The sequence below is a fragment of the Phreatobacter sp. genome (assembly GCF_051860605.1).
Lineage (GTDB): Bacteria > Pseudomonadota > Alphaproteobacteria > Rhizobiales > Phreatobacteraceae > Phreatobacter.
Genome location: NZ_JBHYDR010000005.1, coordinates 237,232 through 251,228 on the forward strand (window position 1 = coordinate 237,232; position 13,997 = coordinate 251,228).

Sequence of the window (13,997 nt, forward strand, 5' to 3'; positions counted from 1 at the left end):
CTCAGCCGCCCCGATAGAGCAGCCGGGCGCGCACCGTTCCCGGCAGGCCGCGGATCTGCTCGAGAATGGCATCGGCCTCTTCCACCCGGCCGTCGGCGTCCAGGACGACGTAACCGACCTCGCCGTCGGTCTGGTAGTACTGCGCGGCGATGTTGATGCTGCGCTCGGCGAAGACGTCGTTGAGGCGGCGAAGCTCGCCCGGCAGGTTGCGCTGGACCTGGATGAAGCGGGTCCCGGCCGGGCGGACCGGCAATTGCACCTGCGGGAAGTTCACGGCGCCCCAGGTGGAGCCGCCATCGGAATAATCGACGAACTTGCGGGCAACCTCCGCGCCGATGCGCTCCTGCGCCTCCTCCGTGGAGCCGCCGACATGCGGTGACAGGATCACGTTGTCCAGCCCCTGCAGGGGGGTCACGAAACGGTCGGCATTGGAGGACGGCTCGACGGGAAAGACATCGACCGCCGCGCCGCGCAGGTGGCCCGAACGCAGCGCGTCGGCCAGCGCGTCGAGATCGAGTATGGTGCCGCGGGCATTGTTGATCAGATAGGCGCCCTGCTTCATCGCGGCGATCTCGCGGGCACCGATCAGGCCCTGCGTGGCGGGCGTTTCCGGCAGGTGCAGGGAGACCACGTCGGCGCGCGCCAGCAGGTCCATGAGATCGTCCGACGGCTCGACATTGCCGTGGCGCAGCTTGTCGGTGTGGTCGTAATAGATGACGCGCATGCCCATGGCCTCGGCCAGCATGGCAAGCTGCGAACCGATATTGCCATAGCCGACGATGCCGAGCGTCTTGCCGCGGATCTCGTAGCTGGCCGCCGCCGACTTGTCCCACTGGCCGGCATGGGCCTTCACCGATTTCGGGAAGATGCGGCGCATGAGCATGACGATTTCGGCAATGGTCAGTTCGGCGACGCTGCGGGTGTTGGAGAAGGGCGCGTTGAACACCGGCACGCCGGCGCGGTTGGCGGCGACGAGATCGACCTGGTTGGTGCCGACCGAGAAGCAGCCGATGGCGATCAGACGGTCGGCGGCCGCCAGCGCCGCGGCGGTGATCTGCGTGCGCGACCGGATCCCGAGCAGGTGCACGCCCCGGAGCGCCTTCGCCAGCGCCTCGCCATCGAGCGCCGTGGGCAGCCGCTCGATATTGGTGTAGCCGGCCTGGACAAGCGCGGCGGTCGCCGTGTCGGAAATGCCTTCCAGCAGCAGGATGCGGATGCGGTCCTTCGGCAGGGACAGGGCGACGGTCATGGGGTGGCCTTCGGTCATGACGCCGGCAGCGGCCCGGCGCGCGAGACGCGGGCATAGGAACAAACGCAAGCCGCCGCAAGGGCGCTCGGCCCCGCGACGGCTTGCCGCCTGCGACATCCCCTCGCATGCACGAACGAATCAGCCTCCGCCGGACGACGGAGGCGATGGGGCGTGATCAGGAAAGGCGAGAAGGGTATCAGGCCTTCGTCTGGCCGATCATCTGGGAGATCGTGTCGTGGGTGCGGCGCAGCTCGAGAATCGCTTCCTCGATCTCGCGCTTCTGCTGCTCGAGATGCGCGATCTGCTCCAGGCACTTCTCGCGGGACAGCTTGAGCTGATGCTCGGCCCCGCCGTCCTGCCGCTCATGCGCCTCGATCATCTCGGCGATCTCGGCCAGGGTGAAGCCAAGCCGCTTGCCCTTCAGGATCAGTTGCAGGCGAATCCGGTCGTTCGGGCTGTAGAGACGCGCCAGACCATCGCGGCGCGGCGACAGCAGGCCCTTGTCCTCGTAGAAGCGCAGGGCCCGCAGCGTCACGTCGAACTCACGAGCGAGGTCGCCGATCGTGTAGACGGCGGGGCCGGCCTTGGCGGCTTCCGCGTCGTCCTCGATCCAAAAGACGTCTTCGTCGTTCTTCCGGGTCATCAATGCCTTCCGTTCCATATCCTACTCCACCCTCGCTGGCGAGGAAACCTCGGGATGGTCGGCCTCATATCGGAAGTCGGGGGCGTCTGGGGAGGGTGACCCCGGCTTCGGCATGTTAGTTACCGTTAGGACAAACCGGACAGCCGTTCGGTTGCATGCCCGGCGAACACACGTTGCGAGACTACCAGTTAACGGACTGGAACCAAAGTTAATAAAGTTCCGGGCCGTTAACCGTCCCTTTACCATGATTGCCAAGATTGCGAGTCCGGAGCGTCCGCGAAGCAAGGTGAGGATTCGCCAAGCAGGATGCCCCCGGCCAACGGCCCCTTGCCAGCAACGGGCGGTTGCGTTCCGGACAATCTGAGCAGCGTGTGGAACCGTGATGCGACACACCGTCCCCTGGAGCGTGAAAGGCGTCGATCAGGACGCCCGGGAGGCCGCAAAGGATGCGGCCCGGCGCTCTGGAATGTCGCTGGGCGAATGGCTGAATGCCATGATCGCCGACCAGGCGGTGCAGCGCGAGGCGGAGGCCGAGGCGGGCCTTGCCTCGGTGACGCGCCGGCTCGACGAGATTACCCAGCGCCTCGACCAGGCGACCCGCAGGCAGGGCGACACCGCCATTCCCCGCACACGCCTGCCCGCGCCCGAGACGGGCGAGATCGTCCGCGCCCTCGACGCCGTGGCAAGGCTCGCCGAACTGTCCGAGCGCCGCTCGCAGGCCGCCATCGAGGCGGTGGAGAAGCTGGGCAGCCGCCCGCCGCCACCCGCCGCCGCGTCCTTCGCCGCTTCGCCCGCCATGGCGCCGCCGATGCCGCCCGCCCTCTCCCCCGCCCAGTCCGCACGGGCGGAGGCGCAGGCGCGGCTCGAGGAGATCGCCCGGTCCATTCGCGACCTCGACCATGCCACCGGCCCCGCACAGGACCAGCATGCCGAGCCCGCGCGGCCGCGCAGCCTTGTCCGCGACATCGACGCCACGGTCGCCGAGATCGCCGCCCGCAGACGTGCGCTGGAGACAGGGCAGTTTCCCGGTTTTGCCGAACCGTCGGCGCCGCCGCCGCCGCGCCATGAGGCGGCGGCCGCCCCGCCTGTGCGGACATCCGCACCGCCACCGGATTTCGGGCCCATATCGGACCGGATCGATCAGTTGTCGCGGCAGATCGAGGGCGTGCTGGCGCGTCCGGCGCCGCGCCAGCCCGAATCAGACCCGGGCCGCAACCAGATCCTCGGCGAGATTCGCCGTCTGTCGCAGCGGATCGAGGACCTCGACCGGCCGGCCGACACGGATCCCGGCCGTGACCAGATTCTTGGCGAGATCCGCCGGCTGTCGCAGCGCGTCGAGGCGATCGATCGCCCGGCCGATGACGGCCTTGCGCGCGAACTGTCGGCGCTCTCCGGCCGCATCGAGCAGATGCGCGCCGAGATGGCCAGCGGCGGCGAGCGGCGCGAGACCGCAGCCCTTGCCGGATTGCGGGCCGACATTGCCGCCATTGCCGGCGAGCTTGGGCACCTGGCGCCGCGCCGGGCGGTCGAATCGCTCGAGGCCGAGATCCATGCCCTGGCCGGCCGGCTCGACACGTTCCGTTCGGAGGGCCTGTCCGCAGGCCCCATCGGCCAGCTCGTCGCGGAATTCGAGCGCACCGTTGCCAGCCTGATGCCGGCGGAGGGCATTGCCGAGGAGCTTCGTTCGCTGTCGGCGCGGCTCGACATGCTGAGCGGCGCGCGCAGCACCGACGGTGATGCGATCGCGCATCTCTCGGACCAGATCGGGTCGCTGCGGGCGATGCTCGCCGGAACCGTCACCCGCGATGCGGTGGATGCGCTGTCCGACCGGATCGCCATGCTGGCGGGCCGCATCGAGGATCTGGCGGCCACCCGTCACGACGCCGACCGGGAGGCCCTGTCAGGGGCCGGCGTGGAGGCTTTCGCAGCCGCCATCGAACAGCGGATCGAGGAGATTGCGAGCCGCCTGGAGAGCACCCACCGCGCCCCGCAGGCTGACCGCGGCCCTGCCGCCAGCCCGCAGCTCGAGGAGGCCCTGCGCCGTCTGACCGATCGGCTCGAGGCAAGCCATGCCCGGCCGGACGATGCCGGCGCGCTCGCCGATATCGAGCGGCACCTGCTGGCGCTCGCCACCAAGATCGACGCCGCCGACGCACGCTTCGTCCAGCTCGGTACCATCGAGCAGGGCCTGTCGGACATCTTCGTCCAGATGGAAGAGATGCGCGCGAGCGCCATCGACGCCGCCGAGCGGGCCGCACGCGGAGCCGTGGCCGATCTGGCCGATCGCGCCACCGCGCGCGGGCGGGTGCCCGACCCGCAGCCGACCGAGGTGGTCCGCGAGACCCTCGACCGGGTGGTGCGGCGCATTGCCGAGATCGAGGCGCCGCCCTCCCAGCCGTCCATGGCGCCGGCCGCGCCGCTGCAGGCCGCCGAGATCGTTGCCCCGCCCGCCCGCGAGCCAGCGGCCGCCGCCCATGCCGCAATGGCCCCGGTCGTCGCCGAGCGTGCGGCGTCCCCGGTTTCGCGCCGCCTGCCGCCGGACCGTGCGCCCGGCAGCGTGGATGAACCGCTCGAACCCGGCCTCGGCAGCCCGCGCCTGCGCCCGCCGCAGCCCGGCTCCGGCCAGGCGCCCGGCACCAAGACCGACTTCATCGCCGCCGCCCGCCGCGCCGCCAAGGCAGCGGCCGCCGCGGGGCCGGACGAGAGCCCGGCGCCGGACGTTGCGGAACGCCCCTCGCTGTTCGCGCGCCTGCGCGGCGCCGGCCGTGGCCAGGGGGAAACGGCCGTCGAGGCCCGGATCGCCAGTGCCGTCCAGCGTCCGGAGCGCAGCCCGCAGGCCCGGATCGCGTCCGGACCGGCAGCCTCAGGCAGGTCCGCTTCCCCCGTCGATGCCGAGATGCGCCCGGCTCCGCCGCCGATCGCCGTCGACCGCCCGATCGAGCCGCCCGCCGCCGATGCCGCCGAGGACGGGGAGGGCGCCGGCAGGAGCCTCGCCGCCCGCCTCAATGCCAACCGTCGCACCATCCTGATGGGTCTTGCCGCGGCCCTGCTGCTGCTGGCGGCCGGGGTCACCGCCCTGCCCAAGCTGCGCGGCGCGCCGCCCGCCCCGACGCCCGCCATCCAGCACGTTGCACCGGCTGCCACGCCGCCTTCGTCCGCCGATCCGGCAGCATCGGCCGTCGCGCCTCCGGCGCAGGATCCCGCGCTGGCCGCCCCCGCCTCAGGCGGCGCCGCGACAGGTGACCCGCCTCCCGCCGTCACGCCGGTTCCGGCCATGGACCCGCCGCCCGCGCAGCCGGACGGCTCGGGGGCCGCCGATCCGGCAGCCGCACCTGCCACGACCGGCACCGTCAGCCCGCGCCAGCCGCTCGCTCCGCCCGGCTCGGCCGTGTCCGCCACGGGCTGGCAGCCGGTCGGCGGCGGCCAGCGCGCCGGCACGTCGGTTCCGCCCGCCCTGCGCGAAGCGGCCGACAAGGGCGATCCGCAGGCTGCCTTCGAAATGGGAACGCGGCACCTCGAAGGCCGCGGCGTGCCGGTCAATGCCCAGGAGGCCGCACGCTGGTATCAGCGCGCCGCCGATGCCGGCATCGTGCCCGCCCAGTACCGGCTCGGAAGCCTCTACGAAAAGGGAACCGGCGTGCTGCGCGATTTCGAGCGCGCCCGCCGCCTCTACGAGCGCGCCGCCGAGGCCGGCAACGGCAAGGCCATGCACAATCTGGCGGTCATGCATGCGCAGGGCCAGCATGGCGGCAACCGTCCGGACTACCGCACCGCGGCCCAGTGGTTCCGCCGCGCCTCCGACCATGGCGTGACCGACAGCCAGTATAATCTCGGCATCCTCTACGGCCGCGGCCTCGGCGTCGATCAGAGCCTGGCGGAGAGCTACAAGTGGTTCTCGCTGGCGGCCCTCGGTGGCGATCAGGATGCGGCCAAGAAGCGCGACGAGGTGGCCGGCCGCATCGACGCCCAGACGCTGGCCGCCGCGCGCCTCGCCGTGCAGACCTTCACGGCAAAGCCGGAACCGGAGACGGCCGTCCGCGTCGCCACGCCGGCGGCCTGGGCCGACGAGCCGGCCCGCCCCGCCCGCCAGACGCCCCGGCGCGCCCAGTCCAACCAGCGTTGACGCTACGGACGGCTGGCTTCGGCGACGCGCCCTGCACGCGCGGTTGACAGGGCTCGCGCAGCCCCCCTCAATGCCCGAAAACCATTGAGGGAATGCCATGGCTGCCGCGAACGCGCTCGCTCCCATCCCGCATCCGCCGAAGAAGCCGATCGTCGGCAACATGCTGACGGTGGACAGCGACACGCCGCTGCAAAGCCTGATGGAGCTGACGCGCCAGAACGGCGGCATCTACTGGCTCGACATGATGGGCACGCCGCTGGTCGTCGTGTCGGACGCCGCGCTGGTCGACGAACTGTGCGACGAGAAGCGCTTCGACAAGGCCGTGCGCGGCTCGCTCAGGCGCATCCGCGCGATCGGCGGCGACGGCCTGTTCACCGGCGACACCCAGGAGCCGAACTGGGCGAAGGCGCACAACATCCTGCTGCCGACCTTCTCGCAGCGGGCCATGGCCGGCTACCTGCCGATGATGCTCGACATCGCCTCCCAGCTCTGCATGAAGTGGGAGCGGCTTAATGCCGACGACGAGATCGACGTCGTCCATGACATGACCGCGCTCGCCCTCGACACGATCGGCGTCTGCGGCTTCGACTACCGGTTCAATTCGTTCTACCGGCAGGACTACCATCCCTTCATCGACGCGCTGACCCGCACGCTCGAGACCTGCATGATGCAGCGTGGCCTGCCGCTGGAGAACCTCTTGCTGTCGCGGCGGCTCGGACAGCTCAAGACCGACGTGAACTTCATGAACGCGCTGGTCGACGACATCATCCGCGAGCGGCGGCGCTCGGGCGGCGACCAGAAGGACCTGCTCAACTACATGCTCGCAGGCGTCGACAAGCAGACCGGCGAGACGCTGTCCGACGAGAACATCCGCTACCAGATCAACACGTTCCTGATCGCCGGCCACGAGACGACATCGGGCCTCCTGTCGTTCACGCTCTATTTCCTGCTGAACAATCCGGACGTGCTGGCGAAGGCCTATGAGGAGGCCGACCGGGTTCTGGGCAACGATATCGGCGCCCAGCCGACCTATGCGCAGGTCAACCAGCTCACCTATATCCAGCAGATCCTGAAGGAGGCGCTGAGGCTGTGGCCGACCGCGCCCGCCTTCGGCCTCTACCCCTACAAGGACGAGGTCATCGGCGGGAAATATCCGCTGAAGGCCCGCACCTTCGTCACGGTTCTGGCGCTGATGCTGCACCGGGACCCGAATGTCTGGGGTCCGGAGCCGGAAAAGTTCAATCCCGACAATTTCTCCCGCGAGGCGGAGGCGGCCCGGCCGGTCAACGCCTACAAGCCCTTCGGCAATGGCCAGCGCGCCTGTATCGGCCGGCAGTTCGCCATGCAGGAGGCAACGCTCGTGCTGGGCATGATCCTGCAGCGCTTCCAGCTGTTCGATCACGCCAACTACAAGCTGAAGATCAAGGAGACGCTGTCGATCAAGCCGGACGGCTTCATGATCAAGGTGAAGCCGCGTCCCGGCCGCACGCGCGGCACGACGATCCCGGCATCAGGCGCGCCGCAGGCGGCAAGCGCCGCCGCGGCCGTTGCCGCAAGGCCGAAGCATGGCGCGAAGCTGACGGTGCTCTATGGCTCCAACCTCGGTGCGACGGAGGAGGTGGCGCGTGCCATCGCTACGGCGGGCGAGGTCAACGGCTTCGACGTGACGCTCGCCGAGATGGACGAGATGGCAGGAGAGCTGCCGACCGAGGGCGCGGTGGTGTTTGCCTGCGCCTCCTACAATGGCGGCCCGCCCGACAATGCGGCGCGCTTCGTGAAGTGGCTGGAGGAGGCGGACGATCCCACCCTCCTGTCGGGCGTGCGCTACACCGTGTTCGGCTGCGGCAACCGCGACTGGGCCTCGACCTATCAGGCCGTGCCGCGCCGGCTGGACGACCGGCTTGCCGCGCTTGGTGCCACGCGCATTCGCGAGCGCGCCGAGGGCGATGCCCGCGAGGATCTTGACGGGCAGTTCCAGGACTGGCTTGCCGGGCTCTGTCCGGTGGTCGGCGAGGCGCTCGGCCTCGACATCGATTTCTCGACCCAGGCCCGGGCTGCCCCGCTTTACGAGGTGGACGAGGTTTCGGCCGCGTCTGCCGCGCCGGTCGTCAATGCCGCCGGTGCGCGGCCGATGCAGGTGGTCGAGAACCGCGAATTGCAGGTCCAGTCGGGCGATCCGGCCGTCGATCGCTCCACCCGCCATGTCGAGGTGGCGCTGCCGGAGGGTGTCACCTACCGGCCGGGCGACCATCTGTCGGTCGTGCCGGTCAATCCGGACGCGCTGGTGAAGCGGGTCGCCGCGCGGTTCGGCATGACGCCGGAGACGCAGGTGCGGCTTCGGGCCGAGGCCGGGCGGCGCGCGGCCCTGCCGGTCGGGGAGCCGATCGCGCTGTCCCGCCTGCTCGGGCACTATGTCGAGCTTCAGGCGGTAGCCACCCGCAAGCAGGTGGAGGCTCTGGCCGAGGCGACGCGCTGCCCGATGACCCGGCCGAAGCTGGTGGCGCTCGCCTCCGAGACCGAGCCGGGCGGCTATCGCAGCGAGGTCTGGGTGAAGAGGCGTTCGGTGCTGGACCTCATGGAGGATCACCCGGCCTGCGAACTGACCTTCGGCAGCTATCTGGAAATGCTGCCGCTGATGACGCCGCGCTATTATTCGATCTCGTCCTCGCCGCTGGCCTCGCCCGACCGCTGTTCGGTGACGGTCGGGGTGGTGCGCGGTCCGGCGCGGTCCGGCCATGGCACCTATGAGGGCGTCTGCTCGACCCATCTGGGAGCCTGCCCGGAGGGCGCGACCGTCCAGGCGCTGGTGCGCGAAACCAAGGCCGGGTTCCAGCTTCCCGCCGATCCGAATGTGCCGATCATCATGGTCGGTCCCGGCACCGGCCTTGCCCCGTTCCGCGGCTTCTGCCAGCACCGCGCCGCGCTCAAGTCGCGGGGTGAGACGCTCGGTCCGGCGACGCTGTTCTTCGGCTGCCGGCATCCGGACCAGGATTATATCTACCGCGAGGAGCTGGAAGGCTTCGCGCGCGACGGCATATGCGACCTGTTTGTCGCCTTCTCCCGCCACAATGGCTCGCGCACCTATGTGCAGGACCTGATCAAGGCCGAGGCGGCGCGGCTGTGGCCGATGATCCAGGCCGGCGCGGTGATCTTCGTCTGCGGCGACGGCAGCCGCATGGAGCCGGACGTCAAGCGGGCGCTGGTCGGCATCTGGTGCGACGAGAACGAGGCCTCCCTCGAGGAGGGCGAGGCCTGGATCGAGCGCATGGGCCGGGAAGGCCGCTACGTCCTCGATGTCTGGGCGGGAAGCTGAGACGCGCGCGGCCGGTTCCCCGTTTACCATGCCGGACTGACTTTGCTGCAATGCAAGATAGACGCATTGACAGTCATGGTGCGGCGCACAATATTGGGGCTCTAGGGAATGAGCGTCCTCGGGACATGTCCACGAGGAAACCACCATGGCACGAGCCCCCCATCCGCTCGGCACGATCCGCGCCCTCGGGCGCACTGACCAGACCCTGCACCGCGACCACCTGCTGCGCCTCGATGCCGATGGCCGGCGGGACCGGTTCAACGGGGTTGCCGACGACCTGTTCATCACGCGTTATTCGGAGCGGTGCTTTGCCGGGCCGACGCGCGTGTTCGCGCTGGTCGACGCGAGCGGCGCGGTGCGCGGCACCGCCGAACTGCATCCGCCGCTGGCGGACGAGCCTGCGGACATCGCCTTCTCGGTGGAGCCGCACCTGCGCCGGCGGGGAATTGCCACTGCCCTGTTCGAGGCGGTGATCGCGGGCGCGCGCGCGGACGGGTTCGGCGCGCTCAGGATCACGTCCTCGGCCGGCAATGTCGCCATGCGCGCGCTGGCGCGGAAGTTCGGCGCGCGCTTCACCTTCGAGGCCGGCGAGGCGACCGGGCTGCTGCCGCTGGCGGCACCGGACGCGCCTGTCGCGCGCGAGGCCCGGCGGAACGAGGTTCTGCCGGCGGCCTGACGCGCTTCGCCCGCATGGGGGCGCGCTGCATGACGCTTATGGGCCTGCGGCGGTTGCCAAGCCGGCGCGGCTGGGGATGATCGGGCAGCTTTCGCCATCATGGACCCGACATGACCCCAGCGTTTCCCGCCGCCTCCGAGCTTGTCATCGGCTTTGGCCATTCCGCCTACCAGCTGGGCGATGAATTCGCCCGCCGGAACACCGGCATCCGCTTCGAGGAGTTCCGCACGGCGGCCGATTTCCATGCCCGCCTTCCCGCCTTCGACGTGGTGGTGGCATCCGGCTTCTGGCGCGGCGCGCCGCTGGAGGCGGCTTCGCGGCTGCGCTTCATCCAGTCGGTGAGCGCCGGCGTCGACATGTTCGACCAGGCCGCCCTGAAGGCGCGCGGCGTTCGGCTCGCCAGCGCCAAGGGCGCCAATGCCAATGCCGTGGCCGAACATGCCATGGGCCTGATCCTCGCCTTCAGCCGCATGATCCATACGGGCCGCGACAACCAGTCGCGCAAGGTCTGGCGCGGCATGATCGGCGACCCGTCCGCGCGCGAGTTCGAGCTGGCCGGCAAGACGCTGCTGATCGTCGGGCTCGGCGGCATCGGCGCGCGGCTCGCCCGTTTCGCAAAAGCCTTCGACATGACCGTGGTCGGACTGAAGCGCGACACCTCGGCCCGCGTGGAGGCGGTCGACCGGCTGGTCGGCCCGGCCGATCTTGACGCCTCGCTCGCCGATGCCGACATCGTGGCGCTGACCTGCCCGCTGACCGCCGAGACCGAGGGTCTCATCAATGCAGGCAGGCTGGCGGCGATGAAGCCGACGGCGCTGCTGGTCAATTGCGCGCGCGGCCGCGTGGTGGACGAGGACGCCCTGGTGGACGCCCTGAAGGCCGGCCGGATCGCCGGTGCGGCGCTCGACGTCACCCGCGAGGAGCCGCTTCAGGAGACCTCGCCGCTCTGGTCGATGGAGAATGTCATCATCACGCCGCACACCGGCGGGGAGACAGCGGACTACGAGCGGCTCGTCGTCGACATGCTGATCGAAAACCTCGGCCGGCTGACGCGCGGCGAGGCGCTGCTCAACCCCGTGGTGTGACGTTCGGTCACCCGCCCTTTCGCCGGCTGCGAATCGTGTCAGGATATCTGCGGTCTCTTCGCGGGACCGGCGATTCACACGGGCTGCGATGGGGTTCAGACTGCTCCCGCCGGTGCTTGCCGCCTGTTTCTGGCTCGGTGCCTCAGTGCCGGGGGCGGCGCAGGACGTGCAGACCCGCTCGTTCCAGACGGTCGATGGCGACCGCACCGTGCTCATCACCGATTTCAGCCGCGGCCAGCGGGCACCGCTCGTGGTGGTTCTGCACGGCGCGCTCGGCACCTCCGCCCAGATCCGCGGCTACATGGCCTGGGACGTGGTGGCAGCCCGCGAACGCCTCGTCATCGCCTATCCTCAGGGCCGGGCCCAGTCCTGGAACGACGGCAGCCCGCCCGACGGCCGCCGGTTCAGCGCCAGCCAGACCTCGGACGACGTGGCGTTCATCCGCCGGGTGGTGACCGAACTCACGGCCGATGGCCGGATCGACCGCAACCGGGTCTTCATCGCGGGTCTCGGCAGCGGCGGCCTCATGACGTTTCGCCTGATGTGCGAGGCGGGTGACCTGTTCGCTGCCGCCGCGCCGCTTCTCGCCAATCTCGCCATCCGCTGGACCCGCGCCTGCCCCGGCCGGCCGATGCCCGTGCTGATGATGATGGGCACGCAGGACCGGATCGCCCCCTGGGCGGGACGGATCCATAGCGGCGATCCGGATTCGACCCTCCTCTCCGCCGTCGACAGCTTCACCTTCCTGCGTCTTCGCAACGGCTGCTCGGGCGCCGGCGAGCGGCCCCTGCCGGACTCGGTGGACAGCGACGGCTCGACCGTATTCCTGACCGACGGCACCGGCTGCCGCCATGCCACGCAGCTCTACCGGATCGAGGGCGGCGGCCACCAGACGCCGACGCGGGCCGGCCGCCGGATCGTGCCCCTGACCGGCACCATGCTGGGCAACCACAACAACGATATCGAGGCGGCGGAGGAGATGTGGCAGTTCTTTGCCACCAACAGCCGCCAGGGCGGCTGATCTGGCCCCGGACTTGCCTCAGGATTGCCGGGTGGCCGCAGGGCCATCGGCCTGCACAGATCCTGGGCTGACCGTTGCTGCGGCCGGCCCGGTGGGAAATTGGGGGGTGTCATGAGACAGCAAGACCTGACTGCGGACGAGGCCGGCCGGATCATCGATGCGGTGGCGCCCCTGGTGGGGCTTGAGGTTGCGCCCGACTATCGACCCGGCGTCGTGCTGAACCTGACGATTGCCGCCCGCATGGCCCGGATCGTGGCCCGCGTGCCGCACGGCGACCACGCCGACCAGGCCCCGGTCTTCGAGGCCTGACATGGCGGATGTCCTGACCAGCCTTCCGGCAACCGCGCTGGCGCTCGGCGTCCGCGAGGGCCGCTTCACCGCCCGTGCCGTCGTCGAGGCGCATCTGGCCCGCATCGCCGCCCATGACGGCCGGCTCGGGGCCTTCACCGCCGTGACGGCCGAGCGGGCGCTGGCCGAGGCCGACGCCGTCGATGCCAAGCGCCGTGGCGGCGTGCCGCTCGGCCCGCTGGCCGGCGTGCCCTATGCGGTCAAGAACCTGTTCGACATTGCAGGGATGGCGACGCTGGCCGGAGCCCGGATCAACCGCGACCATCCGCCCGCCGGGCGCGATGCCTTCCTGATCCGCAAACTGGCCGCGGCCGATGCCGTGCTCCTCGGCGCACTCAACATGGGCGAATATGCCTATGACTTCACCGGCGAGAACGCCCATGACGGCGCCTCGCGCAATCCGCACGATCCGGACCACATGACCGGCGGATCGTCCGGCGGCTCGGGGGCGGCGGCCGCCGCCGGCTTCGCGGCGGTGACGCTCGGCTCGGACACGAATGGCTCGATCCGCGTTCCGGCCTCGCTGTGCGGCCTGTTCGGGCTGAAGCCGACCTATGGGCGGCTGTCGCGGGCCGGCACCTTTCCCTTCGTGGCGAGCCTCGACCATCTGGGGCCGCTGGCGCGCTCGACCGCCGATTGCGCCGCCTTCCACGACGCCATGGTCGGCCATGACCCCGACGATCCGGCCTGCCAGCCGCGGCCGTCCGTGCCGCTGCTGCCCGAGGTTGATCGCGGCATTGCCGGCTTGAGGATCGTCCGCGCCGACGGCTATTTCGCGAAGATGCAACATCCCGCCGCGACAGAGGCCCTCGACCGGGTGGCGTCTGCCCTCGGTGCCGGCACGGTGCAGGTGCCGATGGCCGAGGAGGCGCGGGCCGCCGCCTTCCTCATCACCATGTCGGAGGGCGGTACGCTGCACCTGCCGCGCCTGAGGGAGCGGCCGCAGGACTTCGATCCGGATACTCGCGACCGGCTGATCGCCGGGGCGCTGCTGCCGGCCGCCTGGGTGGCCAATGCCCAGAAGGTGCGGCGCGCCTACCGGGCCGCCATTCTCGACCTGTTCCGGGAGGTGGATGTCATCCTTGCGCCCGCCACACCGACGCGCGCACCGGCCATCGGCCAGAAGGTGTTCGAACTGGACGGCCAGCAGGTGCCGGTGAGGGCCAATCTCGGCCTGTTCACCCAGCCCTTTTCCTTCGTCGGCCTGCCGATCATGGCCGTGCCGGTCTGGACGGAGGGCGAGCGCCTGCCGATCGGCGTGCAGGTCATCGCGGCGCCATGGCGGGAGGATATCGCGGTGCGGGTCGCCGGCCACCTCGAGCGGGCCGGGGTCGTCGCCTCACCGGTGGCGGCGCTCGGCTGACCGGGCGGCAAGGGACGGTTCACCATGATCGGGACACTTGTTCGAAAATCCGACCGATCGCCGGGGCGAATGGCGCAGGTCGCGCGTTGGTCCTGCGTCCCGGAGGTGCGTATCATGCCCCGTTCTTTCGTCCTGATTGCGGTTGCCGTTACCGCCTGCGCCATCGCGACCCTCGT

9 protein-coding genes are annotated in these 13,997 nt (G+C 70.4%); 7 read left to right on the forward strand and 2 right to left on the reverse strand.

Going from position 1 to position 13,997, the window contains the following annotated elements:
- Position 1: 1 nt before the first annotated feature.
- Both serA and ACTIFS_RS11020 read right to left on the reverse strand, forming a co-directional pair.
- On the reverse strand, positions 2–1,249 hold the full coding sequence (gene serA / locus ACTIFS_RS11015; RefSeq protein WP_439574135.1) for a phosphoglycerate dehydrogenase: 1,248 nt from the start codon (positions 1,247–1,249) through the stop codon (positions 2–4).
- Between the two features lie 196 nt (positions 1,250–1,445).
- The gene (locus tag ACTIFS_RS11020; RefSeq protein WP_439574136.1) at positions 1,446–1,892 is read right to left on the reverse strand and encodes a MerR family transcriptional regulator; all 447 of its coding nucleotides are present in this window, start codon (positions 1,890–1,892) and stop codon (positions 1,446–1,448) included.
- Between the two features lie 382 nt (positions 1,893–2,274).
- Between ACTIFS_RS11020 and ACTIFS_RS11025 the strand changes: the two genes are divergently transcribed.
- From ACTIFS_RS11025 to ACTIFS_RS11055, 7 genes are all read left to right on the forward strand, one after another.
- On the forward strand, positions 2,275–6,015 hold the full coding sequence (locus ACTIFS_RS11025) for a hypothetical protein (RefSeq protein ID WP_439574137.1): 3,741 nt from the start codon (positions 2,275–2,277) through the stop codon (positions 6,013–6,015).
- A gap of 97 nt (positions 6,016–6,112) precedes the next feature.
- Positions 6,113–9,328 carry a bifunctional cytochrome P450/NADPH--P450 reductase gene (locus ACTIFS_RS11030; protein ID WP_439574138.1) on the forward strand — a complete coding sequence of 1,072 codons (3,216 nt, stop codon included), beginning with the start codon at positions 6,113–6,115 and terminating at the stop codon, positions 9,326–9,328.
- Between the two features lie 145 nt (positions 9,329–9,473).
- The gene (locus tag ACTIFS_RS11035) at positions 9,474–10,004 is read left to right on the forward strand and encodes a GNAT family N-acetyltransferase (RefSeq protein ID WP_439574139.1); all 531 of its coding nucleotides are present in this window, start codon (positions 9,474–9,476) and stop codon (positions 10,002–10,004) included.
- Between the two features lie 110 nt (positions 10,005–10,114).
- Positions 10,115–11,089, forward strand: a complete 975-nt coding sequence (locus tag ACTIFS_RS11040) for a D-2-hydroxyacid dehydrogenase (RefSeq protein WP_439574140.1) — start codon at positions 10,115–10,117, stop codon at positions 11,087–11,089.
- A gap of 88 nt (positions 11,090–11,177) precedes the next feature.
- Positions 11,178–12,110, forward strand: coding sequence for an alpha/beta hydrolase family esterase (locus ACTIFS_RS11045; RefSeq protein WP_439574141.1), 933 nt, complete (start codon positions 11,178–11,180; stop codon positions 12,108–12,110).
- 111 nt (positions 12,111–12,221) lie between these two features.
- Positions 12,222–12,419, forward strand: coding sequence for a DUF4089 domain-containing protein (locus ACTIFS_RS11050; protein WP_439574142.1), 198 nt, complete (start codon positions 12,222–12,224; stop codon positions 12,417–12,419).
- 1 nt (position 12,420) lies between these two features.
- The gene (locus tag ACTIFS_RS11055; RefSeq protein WP_439574143.1) at positions 12,421–13,821 is read left to right on the forward strand and encodes an AtzE family amidohydrolase; all 1,401 of its coding nucleotides are present in this window, start codon (positions 12,421–12,423) and stop codon (positions 13,819–13,821) included.
- The last annotated feature ends 176 nt before the right edge of the window (positions 13,822–13,997 follow it).

Coding starts and splice junctions, on each gene's coding strand:
- ACTIFS_RS11035 (WP_439574139.1), top strand. CDS start 9,474: ATGGCACGAGCCCCCCATCCGCTCGGCACGATCCGCGCCCTCGGGCGC.
- ACTIFS_RS11045 (WP_439574141.1), top strand. CDS start 11,178: ATGGGGTTCAGACTGCTCCCGCCGGTGCTTGCCGCCTGTTTCTGGCTC.
- ACTIFS_RS11040 (WP_439574140.1), top strand. CDS start 10,115: ATGACCCCAGCGTTTCCCGCCGCCTCCGAGCTTGTCATCGGCTTTGGC.
- ACTIFS_RS11030 (WP_439574138.1), top strand. CDS start 6,113: ATGGCTGCCGCGAACGCGCTCGCTCCCATCCCGCATCCGCCGAAGAAG.
- ACTIFS_RS11025 (WP_439574137.1), top strand. CDS start 2,275: ATGCGACACACCGTCCCCTGGAGCGTGAAAGGCGTCGATCAGGACGCC.
- ACTIFS_RS11050 (WP_439574142.1), top strand. CDS start 12,222: ATGAGACAGCAAGACCTGACTGCGGACGAGGCCGGCCGGATCATCGAT.
- ACTIFS_RS11055 (WP_439574143.1), top strand. CDS start 12,421: ATGGCGGATGTCCTGACCAGCCTTCCGGCAACCGCGCTGGCGCTCGGC.
- ACTIFS_RS11020 (WP_439574136.1), bottom strand. CDS start 1,892: ATGACCCGGAAGAACGACGAAGACGTCTTTTGGATCGAGGACGACGCG.
- serA (WP_439574135.1), bottom strand. CDS start 1,249: ATGACCGTCGCCCTGTCCCTGCCGAAGGACCGCATCCGCATCCTGCTG.